8 protein-coding genes are annotated in these 22,776 nt (G+C 49.5%); all 8 read left to right on the top strand.

What is annotated here, in order from left to right:
* Positions 1–25 precede the first annotated feature (25 nt).
* The 8 genes from QFZ80_RS28640 to QFZ80_RS28605 all read left to right on the top strand — a co-directional run bounded on the left by QFZ80_RS28640 (position 26) and on the right by QFZ80_RS28605 (position 21,824).
* Positions 26–1,450: a glycosyl hydrolase family 28 protein gene (locus tag QFZ80_RS28640; RefSeq protein ID WP_307562190.1), complete on the top strand. Its 1,425-nt coding sequence runs from the start codon at positions 26–28 to the stop codon at positions 1,448–1,450.
* Between the two features lie 38 nt (positions 1,451–1,488).
* Positions 1,489–7,404: a discoidin domain-containing protein gene (locus QFZ80_RS28635; RefSeq protein ID WP_307562188.1), complete on the top strand. Its 5,916-nt coding sequence runs from the start codon at positions 1,489–1,491 to the stop codon at positions 7,402–7,404.
* A 169-nt stretch (positions 7,405–7,573) separates the two neighbouring features.
* Positions 7,574–8,461 carry a helix-turn-helix domain-containing protein gene (locus tag QFZ80_RS28630; protein WP_307552435.1) on the top strand — a complete coding sequence of 296 codons (888 nt, stop codon included), beginning with the start codon at positions 7,574–7,576 and terminating at the stop codon, positions 8,459–8,461.
* Positions 8,462–8,674: 213 nt separating this feature from the next.
* The gene (locus tag QFZ80_RS28625) at positions 8,675–10,879 is read left to right on the top strand and encodes an RICIN domain-containing protein (protein WP_307562187.1); all 2,205 of its coding nucleotides are present in this window, start codon (positions 8,675–8,677) and stop codon (positions 10,877–10,879) included.
* Between the two features lie 215 nt (positions 10,880–11,094).
* The gene (locus tag QFZ80_RS28620) at positions 11,095–12,942 is read left to right on the top strand and encodes a glycoside hydrolase family 97 protein (protein WP_307562185.1); all 1,848 of its coding nucleotides are present in this window, start codon (positions 11,095–11,097) and stop codon (positions 12,940–12,942) included.
* A gap of 598 nt (positions 12,943–13,540) precedes the next feature.
* A complete protein-coding gene (locus QFZ80_RS28615; protein ID WP_307562183.1) occupies positions 13,541–14,980 on the top strand; it encodes a glycosyl hydrolase family 28 protein in 1,440 nt (479 codons plus the stop codon).
* A 40-nt stretch (positions 14,981–15,020) separates the two neighbouring features.
* Positions 15,021–15,197, top strand: a complete 177-nt coding sequence (locus QFZ80_RS28610; RefSeq protein ID WP_307562181.1) for a beta-galactosidase — start codon at positions 15,021–15,023, stop codon at positions 15,195–15,197.
* Positions 15,198–15,971: 774 nt separating this feature from the next.
* Complete coding sequence (locus QFZ80_RS28605; protein ID WP_307562179.1) at positions 15,972–21,824, top strand: InlB B-repeat-containing protein; 5,853 nt, start codon at positions 15,972–15,974, stop codon at positions 21,822–21,824.
* Positions 21,825–22,776 lie beyond the last annotated feature (952 nt).

Below are 22,776 nucleotides of genomic sequence, written 5' to 3'. Positions count from 1 at the left end.
CTATTCAAAGCAAGGTGGGATATCGATGACCGTTTCGTCGAAGCGAATGATCACATACCCGGCTCCCGAGGGGGCGGCAGGTAATTCCGACTATACCGTGCGTGTTCGACAAGATCAGGGCGAATGGCAGCCCTTGTTCTGTTACAACGTGAAGGTTGACATGCACGATGTGCGGAACGCCTCGATGGTCTATTTCGATTGCGCCGGTGCGGTTGAAGTCGAAGTGACCAAGAATTACGGGGACATTCGAAGCGTGGAGATCCGCCCTGTATCTGCGGGGATTCACGGCGTTGTGAACGAAAACCGGGTGACGTTCACATTGGACGGCCCCCGTAAATTGTCGTTCGAAGTGAATGGAGACCGGTTTCATAATTTGCACATTTTCGCCAATCCGATCGAGGAAGACGCGCCGAACCCTGCCGATCCCGGCGTTGTCGTTGTTCAGCCAGGCAGACATCAGACGGATGAGCTTCAACAGCTGGTTTCCCGTGAGGGTTCTGTTCTTTATTTCGAATCCGGCATGCATGTCCTGGAACAGCCGAAGCTTCATATCCCTTCCGGCATGACGGTATATATCGCCGGCGGAGCAGTCGTGGCCGGAGCGTTCGTCTGCGACCATGTACAGGATGTGACGATCCGGGGGCGCGGGGTCATCTACATGTCCGACTTCGAGAAGACAACCTATTACCGCACTGTGGAGATCCTATTCTCCAGGAACGTTCAGATTGAAGGAATCATCGCGATCGATCCGCCTCACTATACCGTTCTGGTCGGGAAATCCGAGCATATCAAGATCAACAACATCAAATCATTCAGCACCCGAGGGTGGTCGGACGGCATTGATATGATGGCAAGCAGCCATGTGGACGTTGACGATGTGTTCTTGCGAACATCCGACGATTGCATCGCGATCTATGGCAGCCGCTGGGATTATCAGGGGGACACACGGGATGTCAGAGTCCGAAATTCCGTTTTATGGGCGGATGTGGCTCATCCGATGAATGTCGGCGGGCACGGCAATCATGAGAAAGGGGACATCGTCGAGAACATCCTTTTCGAAAATATCGATGTACTCGAGCATCATGAGCCGCAGCCGTATTATTGGGGATGTATGTCAATAAATTGCGGCGACAACAATACGGTCAGGAATGTCACTTATCGAAATATCCGGGTCGAACCATTCGAGCTCGGACAATTGATCGATATTCGCGTGCTTTTCAATCCCAAATATAATCCGTGTCCCGGTTACCGGGTGGAAAATATTTTGTTCGACAATATCGTTTACAACGGACCCTGCGATAATCCGTCGGTCGTTGCCGGATTCGATGAGTCCAGAATCGTCAAGGGGGTGATGTTCCGGAATGTTCGAATCAACGGTCGGCACCTTCTCCATCCGGAGTCTGGAAATATTCGGGTAGGAGAACATGCATATGACGTTGAATTCACCTAATGCAAGTCGAATAAAATCATTGGAATGGGGGAGTTCAGATGAAGGTGCATCATACTAGTTTTCGTCTAAAATTGAAACAATACCTATCCATCCTCGTTATCGCGAGCATGACCGTCATGTTCCTGCCTCTGACGGCAGGAACTGCGGCGGCGGAAACAGCCTCGCCATCGCTCATGACGGATTATGTGCCAACCATTTATGAAACCATTGATGAAAGCGGATTCAAACATCCTGGTATCGGGCTGACCAAGGAAACACTTGAGAATTTGCAAACTCAAATACGGGCGAATAAGGAGCCTTGGAAAACCTATTTCAACCAGATGGCCAACTCGACTGACCCGTGGGGAGGCCCGCTTGCAACCAAGACGGTCTCGTCCAAATTTTCCGAAGGCTGTTGGTGCAGCCAGGGCTATAACGAAAAATTTATATGGGATGGCTTAACAGCGTATACGCAGGCTCTTATGTATGTGATAACGGGCGATGAGGTTTATAGGGCGAATACGATGAATATTATCCGGAAATGGGAGCAGAAGAACCCTGCGGAATATGCGTATTTTGTCGATTCGCACATTCACACGGGCGTTCCGCTCTACCGAATGGTTACCGCCGCGGAAATCATGAGGTATACCAGCACGCAGACGCCGGAACTGGCATGGACAGACCAGGATACGGCCAAGCTCACGAATAATGTGATCGTTCCGGTCACCGATACCTTCAATCATACGAATGGCCGCTTCATGAACCAGCATCTGTATCCGCTCATCGGATCCACCTCCGGATATATCTTCACCGGCAATGTGGAGCGCTATCGCGAGGCCGTAGAGTGGTTCACGGTGAATAAGACGGCTCTAGACCAGCACGTAAACGGTTCCATCCTGAGATTGTTCCGGTTGGTCGATACGAATGCGGAGACAGGCGAGAAGGTAGATAACCCGCAGGTGCAGATAACGGAGATGGGCAGGGATCAGGCTCACAGCACCGGCGACGTCATCAATGTTGCCATATTGTCGCGTCTGTTGCAGGCCCAAGGAACCAAGGTGGACCCGGCAGATGGTACGGTTTCCACTGCAGCGAATGCGGTTACCACGTACGATTTTCTTGGCAAACGTATTCTGGCGGGTACCGACTATTTTGCCCGGTATATGAACGGCTATGATACGCCTTGGATCCCGACAGAGGCGCGTATGCGCCAGGATGGCAGCCCGGTCATTTACCAGGTATTGAATACCTCATATCGGGGAAGAATCGGCGGCAATGCCTATGATCTGTACTATTATTATAAATATGAGCAAGGTCATGACATGGAGCAAGTTGCTCCGTACTACACGGAGATGTTCAACAAGAGGACGGATTACAGTTGGGCATCACGGGATTCCGGAGGGGAATATTGGCTGTACATCCCTAAGGAAGCCGAGGCCGAGGGAACGGCAAATCTCCCGAAGGTGAACCCGAACCCGAATTGGCGAGAGATTGAGGATCGGTTCACCAACTTGGACGGCAACTCGACCGCCATGCAAGAGGGCGATGTTTCCTTCGTCCGCATCCAGGCCACGGAATCCGGCAGCAAAATCGCTTTGGTTGAATCCGGCAGCGGTTCGAGCGTGCTCGGATACAAGATTCGGACCAACGGTGCGGCGAAGCTGGCAGCCTCGGGCCAAACGATCACGTTGCCGGATACCCAGGGGCAATGGAGATATGTATATTCTGAAGGCGGTGGGCTCTGGACCCTGAATTATTTCACGATTATAGGCAACGGAACGACGGTCGATATCGACCATATCAATGTCAACGCGGCCAATGAACTGACGCCGCCGGTGTTTAATGAAGGAAAAACCGCTTTGAACCTGTTTACCTATGTTGGGTCCGAGGCGGCGCTCCATTTAGATTTCTCGGCAACGGACGCAGGCACGTCCGATGTTGTGACCTATCGGATTGTCCATGCACCCGAAGGCGCCGTGTTCGACACAAGCACCGGCACATTTGACTGGAATCCTACGGTAGCCGGAACGTATGCCTTCGTTGTGGAAGCTTCCGACGGCACGACGATATCGACCAGAGATGTCACGGTGACCGTCGCCAATGATCGGCAGTCGGCGGTGGATGCCGTCATTGCGCCCTATGACGCCAACACGGATTATGTCTGGGCAACGCTCGATACGTATACAGAAGCATACGACGACACCATGAGCCTCATGAACACCGCAACGGACGCCGAATTCTATCAGAAGCTGGCGGTTCTGCATGGCGTCGTGCAAGGACTTCAGTTAACCACGCCGTTGCTGGGCGACGGCAGCATCAATTATCAGGGGATGTTCTTGTCTGCGGGCTTCAATACGGGAACTTACATGGATAATGACCCGAGCACGGCCGGTAGGGACGTTGATATGGACATGGGGCCCAATTTTCGGGTTTCGGCCAGTGCGTTCGGGATTCAGGCACGAGGAGGATTTCCTGAACGCGGCGGCGGCATTACCATATACGGATCCAATGACAAAGAAAACTGGACCCGGTTGACGCCGGGAGTGACCCCCGTTTCGGCAGCCATGCATATGTTGGCGGTGTCGCCAGAGCTCCAGAATGAGCAATTCCGTTTCCTGAAAATCCAAATGATTCAAAAACCGTACGACTCTCCCTTCATTGAATTGTCCGAGTTCCATATCTTTGGGAAGCGTCACGAGGTCATCAACAAGATCGCATCGGTCTCCATCGGTTCGGATCAGGTCTCCGGAGGGCGGATCGTCATGGGAGACACAGCGAAATTGTCCTTCCAATCGACGGAAGCCATTCAGAACGTGAATGTTACGATTCAGGGTGTACCCGCGACCGTTCATTCGGAGGATGGCCTGAACTGGACGGCCGAAGCGGTTATGGTACCTGGTACGGCGCCGGGCAATGTGACATTCAAGCTTCATTATCAGACGGCGGAAGGGACCGATGCCCCGGAAACGATGTTCGTAACCGACGGGTCTCGCTTGATTCTGGTGAATGAATCCGATGTCATCCAAAATGTGACGTCCATCGCTGTGGTTACCGATTCCAACGGCAGATCGCCGGCAGACGCTATTGCAACGGCGAACGTTTTGTTCGATAACAATCCTGCATCATCGACCGATTACCGCCTGAACGGCAGCGGAGCCGAATCGTGGGTCCAATTCGACTTCGGGCAAGGCGGCTATGCCCAATTGCAGTATGTGGAGCTGCTGGCAAGGCAGGACGGATACTATACCCGAATCAATGGCGCGGTCATTCAAGGCTCCAATGACAATACAACCTGGAAAACCATCTCATCTGGGGCAGTGTCCACGAAGGATTGGCAAATTTTATCAGTTAACGACAAGCAGCCTTACCGGTATATCCGTATCACCAATGGGAACACCTGGTTCGGGAATATGGCGGAAGTGAGATTCCATGGATCGGCCAAGGTACTGACGAAGATCAGCTCGGTGTCCATCAGCTCGGAGCAAGCCTTACTCGACCGGATTGAAACCGGCGATACGGTGAATCTGGCATTCACTTCGATGGAACCGATCAACACGGTGAACGTGAAGATTCAAGGCCAAGATGCGACGGTCATGTCGGATGACCAAATCAACTGGACAGCGAAAGCGGTGATGGGGTCCAATGCTGCTCCGGGACCGGTGAATTTCGGCATCCAATACAAAACATCCGAAGGGCTGGACGCGCCGGCAAAAACATCGACTACCGACGGATCTTCCTTGACCTTGGCTGATGAATCGGACTTGATCCGCAATGTGACATCCATTACGGATGTGACCGATTCTAACGGCAGATCCCCGGCAGACGCAATCGCAACGGCGAACGCTCTTTTCGATGGCAATCCCGGTTCGGTTACCGATTACCGCTTGAATGGTAGCGGAGCTGGGGCGTGGGTCAAATTTGACTTCCGAGGCGCTAAAGCGAAATTGAAGTATGTGGAGCTTCTGGCAAGGCAAGACGGATATTACACCAGGATCAAGGGTGCAATCATTCAGGGCTCCAACGACAATTCGAACTGGACGACGATCTCTCCGTTAGCGGCATCTACGAAGGATTGGCAGATCTTGCCGATTACCGACAATACCCCTTACCGGTATATCCGCATTATCAATGGGAACAGCTGGTTCGGGAGTATGGCGGAAGTGAGATTCCATGGCGGTCTGGATTATGATGCGGCTTACCTGGATTCCATCGCGCTGACAGCGGACGGCTATACCAAAGGCAGCTACTACCTGTATCAACAAAAAGTGAAAGAGATCAAGGCGAAATTGGCCAATCCGGAAGCGGGCAAACTGGCCATTCTGAATGAATTGCTGCAGGCGAGTTCGATACTGGAGCCGATCATCGCCATTACACCTTCTATGGTGACGGCAAATACGGTGTCGTGGGACGGCAAGTTGAGTACCGCAGCGAACGGTTGGCGCGCTTTTGACGGCGACCCGAACACGTCCCCTGACACCAAAACTGCAGCCGGTTGGGTAACTGTTGACTTGGGCGTAGGCAACGCCATAACGGTTAACGGCATCAAGTTTATTCCGCGTTCTGGTACTGCAGACCGAATGAATGGAGCGCTGATCCAAGGCTCCAATGACGGAGTTAATTTCAACACCTTGCATACAATCAGTGGCGTTTCCGTTCAGCAATGGTATACGCATGCGATTGACAACCAGACGGCATACCGTTATCTGCGATATTATACGCCGAAAGGTTTTGCCAACGTAGGTGAGTTGCAATTCCTCTCTGTGGATCGCTCGTTGCTTGCGATCTTGCTGAATCAAGCGGATCAGGTCGTTACCGACCATTATACGGCAGACAGCTACGCAGCGTTGCAAACGGCGATATCGAACGCGAAGTCGGTCGATGCCAATGCGAAAGCAACACAAAGTGATGTCGATTCGGCCGCCAACAGTCTGAAGACGGCTCTGGACAGCTTGATCTACACGTTTACGGCGTCCCTTGATCCTGCGAAGCCGAATGCGAACGGTTGGTACACGACGCCAGTTACCGTCACGTTGTTGACTTACGGCAGCGCGGAATACAGCCTGGATGGCGGGAAAACATGGCAGGACTATACAGAATCGCTGATGGTTAACCAGGACGGCAAGTATACGGTCAGCTACCAACCCCGGAACGACGCGGGAATTACCGGGGATGTTCAGACGGTCGGCGTCAATGTGGATATGACGACTCCGATCACGACAGCCGCCGTATCGCCTGCGGAACCGAACGGACAGAACGGTTGGTACGTGCAACCAGTTACGCTCACCTTGACAGCGAACGACAATCTCTCAGGAGTGGCCAAGACGGAATATAGTCTGGACAGCGGCAGCACCTGGCAAGCCTATACGGAACCGGTCATGATCACTCAGGACGGAAAGTATAACGTGAGCTACCGCTCCACGGACATCGCCGGCAACGTGGAGTCGGACAAATCGATCAGCTTCGATCAGGATACGACAGCGCCGACGATTACGGTAACCGGTCTGGTATACGGCACGTACGTCGATTCGATGGGTATCACACCGATCGTTGCGCTTGATGATCTTCTGTCCGGAGTTGACGGCAACAAGACAACGGTCACGTTGGATACGTATAGCGTAAAGGCAGGAGCTGGCATTCCGCTCTTCACCCTGCCGCTCGGTTCGCATACGTTGGTCGTAACTGCTAGTGATATGGCAGGTAATACGGGTATTCAAACGGTCGTCTTCCAGACTACCACCAGCATAGAGTCCATGCAGGCCCTGGTCACACGCTTTACGGATGCCAAATGGATCGATGGCGATTATATCTGGATCGATAACACGGGTATCGCTAAGAGCTTGCAGAGCAAATTGGCTGCGAATGAACTGTCAGCCTTTGTGAATCAAGTACAGGCGCTTAGGGGAAAGCATATTACCGAGAAAGCCGCTGATTACTTGCTTCGGGATGCTGAGTATTTGTTGAACAATCAAAAATAATAAGCAAAAGGTATTCATTCCGAGCCGGCACAGGCAGCAAGACGTCAGTGCCGGCATTGGATTTTGTGGCGGTAATTCCCATGTACAGCATAATCGGAATTAAAATGGAAGCGTTGCTATAGTGAATTTCAGCGGAACGCTCTATCGAACGTTTCTCGGGTATGGAGGAATGCTACTGAAACGCGTGTTCGAGACTGTTATTTTTGGAGGCAACAAGCTGTTTTGGGATTACAAGCTGAACAACACGAGCCATTATAAAGGATATTATCATTGGCACCAATGCTGTGAAATGTTGTACGTTCATGAAGGAACGGGGCTTGTCGTCATCGGCGGCGAAAAGTTCCCGATCCGCCGGGGCATGCTGTTTTTCTTTCGGCCGTATCAACTGCACCATGTCTATGCGAATGTGAGTCCAAGTCAGCCCTACACGCGCACCATACTTCACTTCGATCCTGAGCTTGCGGAAAAGTTCTTGCGGCCTTTTGTCAAGCGTTACGCCTTTTTTAACGCCTTATGGCGCGGTCATCACAAAATGCAGGCGTTTGATCTGCTCTCTTACGAAGAGGCGGTGGAGCAAAATTACGAAGATTATCATCTTGCGGGAATGGACGGGAAGGGCGAGGATATTGAAGAGATTGCCATTTTGATTCTCCGCCTGATAGATAGTATGATCCGCAGTTCCCCCGCAGAGAGGCGGCAGTCGTCCGCAATGGTTGAAAGGAAATCAGAAGAGTATGCGCAGAAAGCCATGCAGTGGATCGACGAACATTATCAGGAAGCGTTTCACATGGACGATCTCGCCAAAGCCTTGCATTTGTCGAAGTTTTATTTGTCGAAACTTTTCCATGATGTAACAGGCACCACGCTCAAGGACTACCTTACAGCCAAACGTATGAGACAAGCTTGCAGATTACTGGAGACGACGGCGAAATCGGTCGAACAGATCGGGGCCGAAGTAGGTATTCCCAATCCATCCTATTTCGTTCAAGTATTCAAGCAAGAAGTCGGAACTACACCGCTGAAGTATCGCACCGGATTCATCCAAACCAAAAAATAAACATTTTTTACACATTGTTTTGCCATTATTGCGTTCAAAGTAAAGGTATAATACGCGAAGAGAGACTGTCGGGGAGGCGGCAAGACACCTGTGCCCGTTTAAGGAGGAAGACGTTTTTCCAGCATAAGACGAATTTTCATCCATCGCTTTTCAATCCAACGATAGCCATATATTTGTAAATGATTTTAAAATGCGTTTGAAAGGGGGGATGCGATGGAGGAAGCGCTTGTAAACTGCGGAGACAAAACAGGCCACAATGAGCAGTTAAAAAAAGGAGGAAATGTCATGAATCTCTTCAAGACGAAAATCAACTCCCACAGGATTGTTTCCGGCATTCTTTGTCTGGCACTGATGATGTCGGTCTTCCTCAGTATCGGCAGCCAAACGGCAAAGGCGGCGATTTCGCCGCTGATTACTTCTTATAAGCCGCAGGTAGTAAGTACGTCTGCAAATTTGTCCTATACCGATTCCTCCGGGAACACGGTATCGGGAACCATCCACCATCCGGGCATCGCGATGAGACTGGCGGATTTGGACAACATGCGCGATCACGTAAGAGCGGGGGATGAGCCTTGGAATACGGCGTTTAATGCCTTTGCCGCCGACTCCCAATCCAGTAAAACGCCAAGAATCTATTATGAAAATAATTACATCTTTAAACACATTCAAGGACCTTGGGGGTTTACCGACCCCGAGACGGGTAAGTATTACAGTAATCCCAGCGAATATGTAGGAACGCGTGCCAATACCGATTCCGAAACCGCTTTCATGCAGGCGATCATGTGGTATATAACCGGCGATGAAACGTATCGCGCCAATGCCATGAAAATTATCAGGAGTTATTCTGCCGCAGTGGATTGCGTTACCCATACGAACTTCCGTCTTGCTACGATGAGTTATCTGCTCTCGGCAGCGGCGGAAATCCTGCGCTATTCCGATACGCCTACGGCGAGTGAGAAATGGACGGATGCGGATACAGCGAATCTTACCCATCTCATGGACATCGTTTCCGTCACTTATAACGCTCATGGATTCTTTATGAATCAGCATCAGTTTACGGTAATGGGAACGATGGGAAGAGCTATCTTCACCAATAATCTGCAGCTTTACGATGAGGCTGTAGAAGCTGCCACCGTAAATGCCGCAGGCGATCAAGGGGGAAGAAACGGTTCCATTAAGCATCAGATGCGGTGGATGACGCAAAATGAGCGAACAGGAGAAGCATTGGATCCGGCGGACTACCGTGTGCAGGCCATCGAAATGGGGCGCGATGTAGGGCATTCCTACGGCAATGTCGGCGGACTGTCCACATTGGTGCGGACCATCTATGCCCAAGACACGAAGGTTGACCCGGTCACCGGAGCGAGGTCTACGGCTTCCAATGCGGTGAATGTGTTCAACTTCATGAACGACCGGCTGCTGGCAGGAACAACTTATCTGCTCAAGTATCATCTGGGTTACGATGTGTTATGGACGCCTGCATGGGCAAACCAAAGCAGTACGATTCAATATTTTGATACGATCAACGCAGACGGCAGAGGGAGAATCGATGCGTTCTACAGTGTGTTATATAACTATTACAAATATATCGAAAATAGGGATATGACCCAAGAGAAGTACAAATATTTGGCCTATGCCTACGAAACGAGAATGCCTGAGGTTGCGGGAAAAGATTATCCGCTTTTCATGCTCCTGTACACGCCCGATGCGGCCAAGACGGTCGGCTTGAGCAACAAGATCACGTTAGGCTCTATAACGGGATTGACGGCAACGGCGGCCGGTGCGAATACGATCTACGTAAGCTGGGCGGGTGTGCCGAATGCGCTGGGTTATAACATCTACCGGTCTACAGATCCGAATGGCACTTTTACAAAGATTAGCAGCGCCCCCACTGCAGCGACATTATATCGAGATACAAACTTGACCCCGGATACGACCTACTATTATCAGGTAGAAGTAGCCGGAGGATCGAAATCCGCTGCCGTATCTGCAGCTACAGGAGGAACTTCGGGGACTGCTTCGGTTAGATTCAGTAACGCCGCCACCAGCTTGTATATCGATGGGATGGGCCGGACGACCAACGGCTCCGTAACCGGACAATGGAGCTCCAGCACCAGCAATAATCAGCGGTGGATTGAGGAAATCAGCGGGGGCTATGTGCGATTTAAGAATGTCGCAACCGGACTATACCTGGACGGCATGGGCCGCACTACCAACGGCTCCGCTGCCGGACAATGGAGCTACAGCACCAGCACCAATCAGCAATGGTCCGTCACGATAGATGGCAACAATGTACGGCTCCAAAACCGTGCAACGGGGTTATTTCTGGACGGGATGGGCCGCACGACCAACGGGGAGGACTTGGGCCAATATGGAGGAGGCAGCAGCGTTAACCAAAGGTGGCAGATTGTAAACTAAGTATACGGACTGCTTGAGATTATGCCGCTCATTTCCGTTCGGGGGTGAGCGGTTTTGTATGCTTCAACTGGAGATTCTAAAGAAATCAAAATAAAATTAAAGATTTTGAAATTGATGAAATGAGCATGATTTGCTAAGCTAAGCCTGCCACATTCCTTTGGTTAATCCGATCTACTCAAACACGGAATGAATATATATTTTGAGGTGAAAGTACGATGGTAGAAGCATCATATGGAGAGAATAGTATTTGCTTAAGTTTAGATAGTAGCGGAAAAATATGGTATACCGTTAAGCGTAACGGAGCTGAGGTTGTTCTGCCTTCAAGGCTTGGACTGCACTTTGCCAATTCCCGTCCATTATATGACAGGTTTACTATAACAAAAGTAACCAAAAGAAATGTGGTAGGTGCGTGGAAACCTATATACGGAGAGCGGGCTGAGATTGATGAGAGTTTCGAAGAGGCAACTGTTTGCGTGGAAGATGACCTGGGACGGAGAATGGAAATCCGTTTACGTGCCTATTTTGAAGGTACTGCATTGCAATACTTTATACCGGAGCAGGAAAAGTTAAATAATTTTACCATTATTCAAGAGGATACAAGCTTTGCCTTTCCGGAAGGAAGTCTTGCATGGGAAGAGCATGGAGTAGAAGGGGAATATGCTGTAAAACGAGTTGGTGATGTGAGCGGCTATTGTGAACGTCCATTCGCTGTGCAATTACCGGAAGGCGGATATGTTCTTATTCATGAAGCAGGGCTGACAGATTACGCAAGAATGTTGATTGTAAAGGATGAAGAAGCCGAAAACACATTAAGAGTGCATTTGTCAGGACATTTGTGTGGGCTTTTCAGTGAGAATGATTATGTAGGATATGGGTTTACTTTAAACAAAGACGAAACGGATAGTCTAGTTTCAAATGTAGAAGGAAAAGCGCCCTTTGCAACACCATGGCGTACTTTCATACTTGCAGATCATGCAGCGGAATTGCTTTGTCGGAGCAATATGATACTTAACCTAAGTGAGCCCTGCAATGCTGAAGATTTTACATATGTTAAACCTGGAAAAGCATTGCGGGATATGATGCTGTCTACAAAAAGCGCGTTTGACTGTATCGATTTTTGTGTAGACCATAATTTTCAATATGTTCTTTTTGATGGAGGCTGGTATGGATCGCTCGATTCGGAAAATAAAGCAATTGATCCAAGAAGGGAAGATCCCGACCGAGACATGGATCTAAGGAAAGTCATTTCGTATGGTAAGGAGAAAGGCATAGGGATATTCCTATATGTTGATAGAACCGCTGCAGAACCGTATTTGGATGCTGCACTTCCTGTATGGAAAGAATGGGGGATAGTTGGCATTAAATTGGGTTTTGTGAAAGTAGGGCCTCAAGAGTGGACACGTTGGCTTGTAGAGGCAGTAAAAAAGTGTCATGAATATGGTTTGATGGTAAATATACATGATGCTTACCGCCCGACAGGCCTTTCACGTACCTATCCTAATGTACTTACACAGGAGGGTATTCGGGGAAACGAGCATTTTCCCACGGCTACACATAACACAACATTACCTTTTGTACGTTTTCAGGCAGGTGCCGGTGATTATACGCTTTGCTATTTTGATAAACGGTTAAAAGTGACGCATGCACATATGCTGGCTATGGGCGTTATTGTGTATAGTCCTATGCAGATGATGTTCTGGTATGATAAGCCGTCGGATTGGAATGGTGAGGAGGAAATTGAATTCTGGGAGAAGATGCCGGTAACTTGGGATGAGTCAATCGGAATATCGGGAGAGATCGGAGAGTATGCAATTATTGCAAGACGCAAGGATAGCAAATGGTTTATTGGATGCATTAATAATGAGAAAGTCCGTACTGCGAAAATTCCTCTACATTTTCTGGATGCTGAGAATAAATATTCTGCACAGATTTATGAAGATGTATCGGAACTTGATACTCGCACAAAGGTGGGTATTAGGCATGTCGAGGTTACCAAAGATTCCATACTTGAGTTTCATTTGGAAAGCTCGGGAGGAACAGCTATTTATTTAAAACCTATGTAATGTACAAAGATAACCTAAAGCATTTTCTCTATTTGGAGGAATATTCAACAAAACCGGTATCTACAATGCTCCTGCTGGACCTGCACGTTATTGCTGGATCCCTTATGGGACCAATAACTTCTGCCAAAAAGCTTTTTGAAAGCTTCGGTTTCCGTGGCAACAGAGTAGTACAATCATGGAAAGAGAGATGCCACTACAATAAAAGCAGCAGGGTGGGCGGAACTGTTTCCTGAGTCTGAGGGGGAACTGAACCTCGCTCCTTACGGTGTGAAGGTTTTGTCGTTAGACTAAAGGTTACGGAAACGGTCGTCAGGCCGCTTCTTTCAACGACAGCAACAGCACCAACCAGCAGTGGAAGATCGTAACATTAAACTAAGATAATTGATTGAGCTTAAGCCGCTCATTTCCGATTGGGGATGAGTGGCTTCTCTGCTGGACCATATGCTGTCATATAAAAAAGGCCCCCAATAAGGGAACCTAAAAAATATAATAAGCGCCATCCGAGCCGACTTTCAACGTGAAAATCCAATAATCATGATTGCGGATCGCGTGGGCATTGTCGCCATACATCAAAATGAACTCAGTTGGAGGTACCAACATGTCAAAGGAAACAAAGCTAATTACGTATCCGGGCCCCTCGGGGTTAGCGGAAAATCACGATTTCACGGTCAGGGCAAGACCGGCGGGCGGCGAATGGGAGCAGCTCTTCGTCTATGATGTCAAAGTCGACATGCATCAGGTCCGGCATGCCTCCATGGCGATGTTCGATTGCTCGGGTACGACTGAGATTGAGGTTACGAAGAACGAGAGGACAGTAAACGACTGCGTGATTCGTCCGTTGTCGCGCGGTGTTTCTTACACGCTTAACGGCAACACGATCACTTTTACCATTGACGGCCCGCAAAAGCTGTCGGTGGAAGTGAACGGTGACAGGTTCCATAATTTGCATCTGTTTGCCAATCCGCTCGAGCAGGATGCGCCGTCCCCTGACGAGCCGGGCGTCGCTTTCGTCAAGCCGGGCATCCACCGGACCGAGGACCTTCTTGCGCTGCTGACGGCTGCGGGAACAGACGGCTGCGAGACGCATACGCTCTATTTCGGACCAGGCATGCATCATTTGGAGGAAGTGATTTTGCGCATCCCGTCGCGGAAGACGGTTTACATAGCCGGCGGAGCGGCGGTCGCGGGCTCTATGGTCTGCGACTCCGTCAGCGATGTCACTGTCCGCGGTAGAGGCGTTCTTTACTTGACTGAATTCGGGCGTTTTTCCGCTTTCCGCGGGGTGCGTATCATCTTCTCCAAGCGGATTCGCGTCGAGGGAATTGCACTTATCGATCCTCCGCATTACAGCATCTATATCGGCAAGTCCGAGCAGATCCGGATTGCGAACTTTAAAGCGTTCAGTACGAAAGGGTGGTCGGACGGGATCGATATGATGGCCAGCTCGGATATCGAGATCGAGGACGTATTTATGCGCAATTCCGACGATTGCATCGCGGTTTACGCCAGCCGTTGGGATTATCAGGGAGACACGCGGAATGTTGTCATCCGCAATTCCGTCTTATGGGCTGACGTGGCTCATCCGATGAACATCGGCGGGCACGGCAATCACCATAAGGGGGACGTCATTGAGAACATCATGTTCGAGAATATCGATGTGCTCGAGCATCATGAGCCGCAGCCCGACTATCGGGGCTGTATGTCGATTAATGCCGGCGATAACAATACGGTTAGAAATGTGACCTACCGGAACATCCGGGTTGAACCGTTCGAGCTCGGACAGCTGTTCGATATCCGCGTGCTCTTCAACCCGAAGTACAATCCAGTGCCGGGCAAACGGATCGAACATATCCACTACGAGAATATTTCCTGCGCCGGGGACTGCTCCAATCCGTCGCGGATCGGCGGATACGATGCGGACAGGACAGTCGAGCATATCGTATTCAAGAATGTCACAATCAACGGGAAGCCGGTGACGGACGCCGAATCGGGCAACATCCGGGTGCTTCCGTTTGCTGGCAACATCCGTTTTGAATAATTCAAATATCATACCAAACGATAAGGTGACGAAGTGAACCGTGGACAAAACCATTCCGGGAGAGAAATTTGATCTGGGTGTGTGCTACTACCCCAAGCATTGGCCGGAGCAGATGTGGGCCGATGATTACAAGCGGATGCGGGAAATCGGCTTTACCATTGTGCGTATGGGGGAGTTTGCATGGAATTCGCGGATGCTAATTTCAATATCACAGTGACGGGCAAAGTATAAGTATGCCGATGTTTGTGAGGGATGGATATAAATGAATTCAAGTAAGACTCCTTCAAACCCTAGAATAGGAGTTAATTAAGTTGTCCAACTAATACCCGCGCTCAGCGCGGTTTTATTATTTTAAGGGGATCTGTCAAATCTTTTGTGTAAACTCTTTTAAAAGACTTCTCCCCGAGGGGAGGAAAAATTTTCAACGTAGATGTTGACCGATACGAGTCAAAACTTAATTTGTAAATCACTTTTATAAGAAAAACCAGCAAACCCTTGAGTTTGCTGGTTTCTTGCACTTCAAAACTTATTTGTCACCCAACGGACATATCGTTCGATTTGGATTTCTCTCTCCTGTGCGCTGACCCCTATTCTTTGTTTTACTTCATTCATATCATTAAGATTAACGGCTTTCCGATCATGGGGAGCCGTTTTTGCGTATCTTGTACTCGGGCCATTGTCTCCATGTATCAAGTTTGGACCAAAAACCGACTTTTCCACTTTTACAGAAGTCGTTTTTTGTCAAAATTTTTAATAATACCTCACATGAAGCGCTTTCATTTCAGTTTGGCTGCAGGTGATATAGGTAAAATGAAGAGTAGTCATACACATGTGAAAGACAAGCGAAGAAGAACTTGGACGAATCGAATATAAGGCACATCGTTAGATAGTAGGAGCATGAGCTTTATGGCATGTAATTCGTATCGGACTCCAAAAGAGCTGCAGGAATATTTCTCTTGTTAAGGAGAGGTACAATCAGGGGGGGACAATAATGAACTTGTATTGGAAAAAAGCAAGGATAATGATGTTGGCGTTCATTGCCGTTTTCGTGATGGGCGGTATTACGGGATTGTTTGTTTTTGGAGGAAGCCAAGCCTACGCAGCTGCTACAAGCAAGTGGGAACCAGTAGGCGGCGCCGGATTTTCGGCAGGTGAAACCTGGGATCCTTCGTTATTTGTGTATAACGGCACTCCCTATGTTGCTTATATTGAGGGAAATAATAACACGGTGACAGTGAAAAAGTATAGTGGGAGCAGTTGGGAGCCGATAGGGAGTCCCATAAGTACGTCATGGGCTACCGCCGGATCCACTTCACTGTATGTAGATAACGGAATCCCTTATGTTGCTTATAGAGATGGATTAAATTCCGATAAGATTACGGTGCAAACATACAATGGAAGCAATTGGGCACCGGTAGGAAGCGCCGGAATTTCGGCAAACGTTGCTGATTTCACATCGCTATATGTGGATAACGGCACCCCTTATGTCGCGTTTAAGGATTATGGAAATGCAAGAAAGGCCACAGTGATTACATATAATGGAAGTAGCTGGGAACCTGTTGGCATTGCCGGATTTTCGGCAGGCGAAATCTTTAGCACATCGTTAAAGGTGGATAACGGCACCCCTTATGTCGCTTTTACGGATGCCGCAAACTCATCGAAGGCCACGGTGATGACATATAATGGAAGCGGTTGGGAACCGGTAGGAAATGCGGGATTTTCGCCGGGCGGGGCCGAATATGTATCGCTGGATATCCATGAGGGCATCCCATACGTCGCTTATACGGATTATTCGAATGGCAGGAAGCTTTCAGCACAAAAGTATAATGGAAGTAACTGGGAATATGTGGGTAGCGCCGGTTTTTCAGGATACTTAGCCGGGTATGTAACGCTAAAAATCGATAACGGCACCCCTTATGTCGCATTTATGGATGCTCAATATTCTGATAAAGCCACGGTAAAGAAGTACAACGGGAGCAGTTGGGAGACGGTTCTTAACCCCGGATTTTCGACAGGTTCGGCGGTAGACTTATCGATGGATATTCACGATAGCATCCCTTATGTGCTTTATTCCGATTATGAAAATTCCTCTAAAGCTACTCTGATGAAACTGAAATTCAACGTTGTTTACGACGGCAACGGCAGTACGGGGGGGGCTGTACCGACAGACGGCAGCAGCTATGACAAAAACGCCAATGCCACGATGCTGGGGAATACCGGAAATCTGGTAAAGACGGGCCAAACGTTCGCGGGATGGGATACGGCGCCGGACGGAAGCGGGACGCCTTATGCCGCGGGAGACACGTTAAACGTCGGTACGACCGGCGTGACGCTGTATGCGAGGTGGACGGTCAACAGCTACACGGTCGCATACGACGGCAACGGCGCTGCGTCCGGCACCGCACCCGCTTCCAGCAGTCATAACTACAACACCGACGTTACGGTGCCGGGCAACACGGGAAATCTGGCTAGGACGGGATATACATTTGCAGGCTGGAATACGGCGGCGAACGGAAGCGGAACGAACTATGGGGCAGGAGGCTCATTTACGATGGGGGCGGCGGATGTGACGCTGTACGCGAGGTGGACGGTCAACAGCTATACGGTCGCCTATGACAGCAATGGCGCTACGTCCGGCAGCGTGCCCGCCTCCGGCAGTCATAACTATAACACCAGCGTTGCCGTACAAGGCAACACCGGAGGTCTGGTGAAGACGGGCCATACGTTTGCCGGGTGGACGACGGCGTTAGACGGAAGCGGAACTGATTACGTTGCTTCCGACATATTTACGATCGGCACGGCCAATGTGACATTGTATGCGAAATGGACGGTTAACAGCTATTCGGTCTCTTACGACAGTAACGGCGCTGAGTCCGGCATCGCGCCTGGCTCCAGCAGTCATAACTACAATACGGGCTTCACGTTGCCGGGCAACACCGGAAGCTTGGAGAAGACGGGCCATACGTTCGCGGGGTGGAATACGGCGGCAGACGGAAGCGGAACGAACAATACCGCCGGAGCAGCTTATACGATGGGTGCAGCGAACGTGACACTGTACGCGAAGTGGACAATTAACAGCTACACGGTCGCCTATGACGGCAACGGCAGTACGGGAGGAAGTGGGCCCGCCACCGGCAGCCATAACTACAACACTAGCGTCACGGTATTAGGCAATATAGGAAGTCTGGAGAAAACGGGCCATACGTTCGCGGGGTGGAACACGGCGGCGGATGGAAACGGAACGGATAACGCAGCCGAAGATACGTTTACGATGGGTGCGGCGGGCGTTACGTTGTACGCGAAATGGACGATTAACAGCTACACGGTCGCCTACGACGGCAACAGCGCTACGTCCGGCAGTGTGCCAATTGGCAGCAGCCACGTTTACAACAGCGGCATCACGTTACCGGACAACTCCGGCAGTCTAGAAAAGACGGGCCATATGTTCGCGGGCTGGAACACGGCGGCGGACGGAAGCGGAACGGACTACGCCGTTGGAGGAGCCTATACGATAGGCGCGGCGAACGTGACACTTTACGCGAAGTGGACGGTCAACAGTTATTCGGTAACCTACGACGGCAACGACACTACGTCCGGCAGCGCGCCGACCGTTAGCAACCATGTTTATAACACCGTTGTCACGGTGCCGGGCAACATAGGAAATCTGGAGAAAACAGGTTATACGTTCGCGGGCTGGAATACGGCGGGTGATGGAAAAGGAACGAACTACACAACGTCAGACGCTTTTACCATCGGTGCGGCCAATGTGATGCTTTACGCGAAGTGGACGATCAACAGCTATACCGTTACCTATGACGGCAATGGTGCTACGTCCGGCAGTACGCCCGTCGCCAGCAACCATGATTACAACACGGTCGTTACCGTGGTGACCGACACTGGAAGTTTGGAGAAGACGGGCCATACGTTCGTGGGTTGGAACACGGAGGTGGACGGAAGCGGAACGACCTACGCTGGATCCGACACATTTACGATCGGTGCGGATCATGTGACGTTATACGCAAAGTGGACGGTTAACAGCTACACAGTCGCTTACGACGGGAATGGTGCTACGTCCGGCAACGTGCCCGCCATCAGCAGCCACGACTTCAACACGGGTGTCGCGGTGCTTGGAAATACGGGAAGTCTCGAGAAAACAGGTCATACGTTCGCGGGGTGGACTACGACTGCAGATGGTAGCGGAACGACCTACGTTGAATCCGACACGTTTACAATCGGTGCGGCTAATGTGACGCTTTACGCGAAGTGGACAGCCAACAGCTACACGGTAAGCTATAACGGCAACGGCTCTACGTCTGGCATCACACCTGCCGATAACAGCCATGACTACAACACCGGTATCACGGTGCCGGGAAATATCGGGAGTTTGGAGAAGACGGGCCATACGTTCGCAGGATGGAATACGGAGGCGGACGGAAGCGGAACGAATTACACTGCGGCCGACACGTTTTCGATCGGCGCAGCAGACGTGACGTTATACGCAAAGTGGATAGTCAACAGCTGCACGGTGAGCTTCGTAAGCAACGGCGGTTCGCCGGTGAGCGTTCAAACGGCAACTTACGGAAGCACGACAACTAAGCCCAGCGATTCGACCAAGACAGGGTATACGTTTGCCGGATGGTTCACAGACATCGATTTATCAGTGGAATTTTCGTTCACAACGGCGATCACAGGCGATACAACGCTGTACGCGAAGTGGACGATTAACAGCTACACCGTAAGCTATGACAGCAACGGCAGCACAGGCGGCGGCACTCCGACTGGCGGAAGTCACGACTATAACACAAGTGTCACCGTATTAGGTAACACAGGAAGCTTGGTCAAAACGGGTCACACGTTCGAGGGGTGGAATGCAACGGCGGACGGAAGTGGAACGAATTACACCGCATTAGATACGTTTACGATCGATGCAGCAAATGTGACGCTGTACGCGAAGTGGGTCGTCAACCGCTATACGGTTACCTATAATGGCAACGGTGCTATGTCCGGCAACGTACCAACCGACGGCAGTTACGACTACAACACAAGTGTTGCTGTACCTGGCAACACCGGAAGTCTGGTAAAGTCGGGTTACACGTTTGCGGGTTGGAATACGGAGGCAGACGGAAGCGGAACGGGTTACGGCGCTGGAGCTATGTTCGTTATGGGAACGTCCAATATCGCATTATATGCCCAATGGCTTAACAGCAATGCGCTGTTAGCCGGTTTATTTGTAGACCAAGGTATATTATCGCCTTCGTTTTCATTATCGAATTTGTATTACATCGTGGATATGGATAATGCGGTATCCAATCTAAATCTATCTTTATTAAAGGAAAACCCGACTCAAACCGTATCGGTAACAGGAGCCGTATACCAGTCGGTAACTAATGCGGTGTATTCCTATCAGGTGTCTAACCTTATTGTGGGTTCGAACCTGATTCAGATTAGGGTAAATGCCCAGGACGGCACGACGAATATGTATACGGTAACCGTGAACCGTGCCGCAGAACTAAGTGGCAATGCGGATTTGAGCAACTTGGCGCTATCGAACGGCGCGTTAAGTCCGAATTTTGCACCAGGGACAACGGCCTACACGTCCAGCGTGGCGAACGGTGTATCCAGCATTAACGTGACAGCAAGCACACAGAATAGTAAAGCTAAAATAACTGTAAACGGAAATACGGTTGCAAGTGGCAAGGCAAGTGACGCCATCAACCTGAATGTAGGCAATAATCCGGTCACTGTCGTCGTGACAGCAGAAAACGGTACGACCAAAACCTATACCATTGCCGTGAACCGCACTTCCAGTAATAATAGCGGAGAGAGCAGTTCAACACCACCAACATCCACGAGTGGCGGCATAGTGAACTTAAAAGAAGGTAAATTAACGCTTCCCGCAGGTAAACCGGGCAACGTTAATTTGAAGGATATCGTCATGGTCTCCATTCCGGCAGGTGCCACGGACCAAGAACTGATATTGACCCTAGAACAGGTACTCGTAATACAAAATCTGCTAACGGAAAAAGACGTTCCGGTCAGCCCGATTTATGAGATTCTGAAAAGCTTCACGGAGAACTTCCTTAAACCGGTTACGCTGACTATCGCTTTTGATCCGGCAAGTTTAAAGAGCAATCAAACGCCCGCCATATTTTATTTTGACGAAATGAATAAGGAATGGGTAGAAGTTGCCGGTGGCAAGATAAACGGCGCATACATCACTGTAAAGGTGGATCACTTTACGAAATTTGCGGTATTCGCTGTGGAGCAAGCTTCTGATGAGTCCGCGAAGGGGCAACCGGGAGATATACAATTTAGCGATATCTCCGGACATTGGGCAGGGGCAAACATCAAGCAAGCTGTAAACGGAGGAATCGTCACCGGATATCCGGAGGGCACATTTAAGCCGGATGCAACGGTAACGCGTGCGGAATTTGCCGTAATGCTGATGAATACGCTGAAGCCGCAGGGGGAAGGAGCGGCACTTGCTTTCACGGATACAGCGGCGATCGGGTCTTGGGCACGGAAAGCGGTCGCGCAAGCTAAGCAAGCAGGAATCATTAACGGCTATGAGGACGGTAGTTTCCGTCCGGACGCACAAATGACACGTGCAGAGATGGCAGTGATGATGGCAAATGCGTTGAATCAGTCTAATGAAGGAAGTATCTCGACCGGCTTCGCCGATGACCAAGGTATTCCAGAGTGGGCGAAAAACGCGGTAGCAGCGATTAAGAAGCTCGGCATAGTAGAGGGCAAAGGGACAAACACCTTCGATCCTAATGCGAACACAACTAGAGCAGAGACTGTAACGGTTCTTTTAAAAATTGGTGTTCAGCGATCAGGTTGATAGAGTGGTAATAACGAAACGAAAAGAACTAAATAATATAGTAATGCCTAAATCAGTTTTGTTGACTGACTTCATTTGTGTTTATCGTTATCAGTATGCCGTAGGCAATTCTATCGACCGAAATAGAATATGTGGAGGGGTATAAGGAATTGGTAGGTATGGATAATATCTATCATGAATGAGCACTTTCACATTAAAAACAATAACGAAGAACTCAGCTAAACGGAGAACGATATCTGAATTACGGTTGATCTTCAACAAGCATTCCAGTTGGTGAAAGTCCAACCGAAGGAGGATGAGATGATGATGGATGATTCCTTGTAGGAAAGGAGTCATCTTTTTTATTTGCGCAAACCGGGGGAATCGGATCAAAATCTTGTCATCCGACAATTTATGGACACGACGATGTCCGGCGACATATCTTATTGCTCCGCTAACGGGCAGTAGAGCGTGGTGGCAATCTGGATAACGATATAGATAGGCATTCCAACTAATGGTAATTTGGAAATTAATTCATAAAGCAAAGATTCCATTTGCTTCGGTTTTTAGGACTCTTATAAAAAATTAAAGGATGGTAGACGATGGATATAACTTGAATATTAAAAGAACAGAGCCCGCAACCCCTATAACACTAGATGAATGGAAACATTGTATTAGTACAGACTTAGAACTTGAATATGCCGATTTTATTGAAGCTATAAATCCGATGACAAATAATACAATAAGAATTGATTCGGCGGGTATGGGAATATGGAGTACAAAATTTAATAATGAATAGTTCAAAATTACTTTTTCTTTTCGAGATGGTAAATGGGGAAGTGAAATAACGGCGAAATATGTAGATGACTTTCAAATACCTAAAATGAAAGAAATAGCAAGTAAATTAAATGCTAAAGTAATTGGCGATGAAGGTGAAGAATATTAACAAATCTACAATGTAGATTTAACTGAC

It is taken from the genome of Paenibacillus sp. V4I7 (genome assembly GCF_030817275.1).
Taxonomy (GTDB): domain Bacteria; phylum Bacillota; class Bacilli; order Paenibacillales; family NBRC-103111; genus Paenibacillus_E.
The sequence above is the reverse complement of the archived record's forward strand: the minus strand, read 5'-3'. Positions and strand labels throughout refer to the sequence as shown.

Excerpts from the sequence above, each read along its gene's own strand:
- QFZ80_RS28640 (WP_307562190.1), top strand. The coding sequence starts at position 26 with ATGACCGTTTCGTCGAAGCGAATGATCACATACCCGGCTCCCGAGGGG.
- QFZ80_RS28635 (WP_307562188.1), top strand. The coding sequence starts at position 1,489 with ATGAAGGTGCATCATACTAGTTTTCGTCTAAAATTGAAACAATACCTA.
- QFZ80_RS28630 (WP_307552435.1), top strand. The coding sequence starts at position 7,574 with ATGCTACTGAAACGCGTGTTCGAGACTGTTATTTTTGGAGGCAACAAG.
- QFZ80_RS28625 (WP_307562187.1), top strand. The coding sequence starts at position 8,675 with ATGGAGGAAGCGCTTGTAAACTGCGGAGACAAAACAGGCCACAATGAG.
- QFZ80_RS28620 (WP_307562185.1), top strand. The coding sequence starts at position 11,095 with ATGGTAGAAGCATCATATGGAGAGAATAGTATTTGCTTAAGTTTAGAT.
- QFZ80_RS28615 (WP_307562183.1), top strand. The coding sequence starts at position 13,541 with ATGTCAAAGGAAACAAAGCTAATTACGTATCCGGGCCCCTCGGGGTTA.
- QFZ80_RS28605 (WP_307562179.1), top strand. The coding sequence starts at position 15,972 with ATGAACTTGTATTGGAAAAAAGCAAGGATAATGATGTTGGCGTTCATT.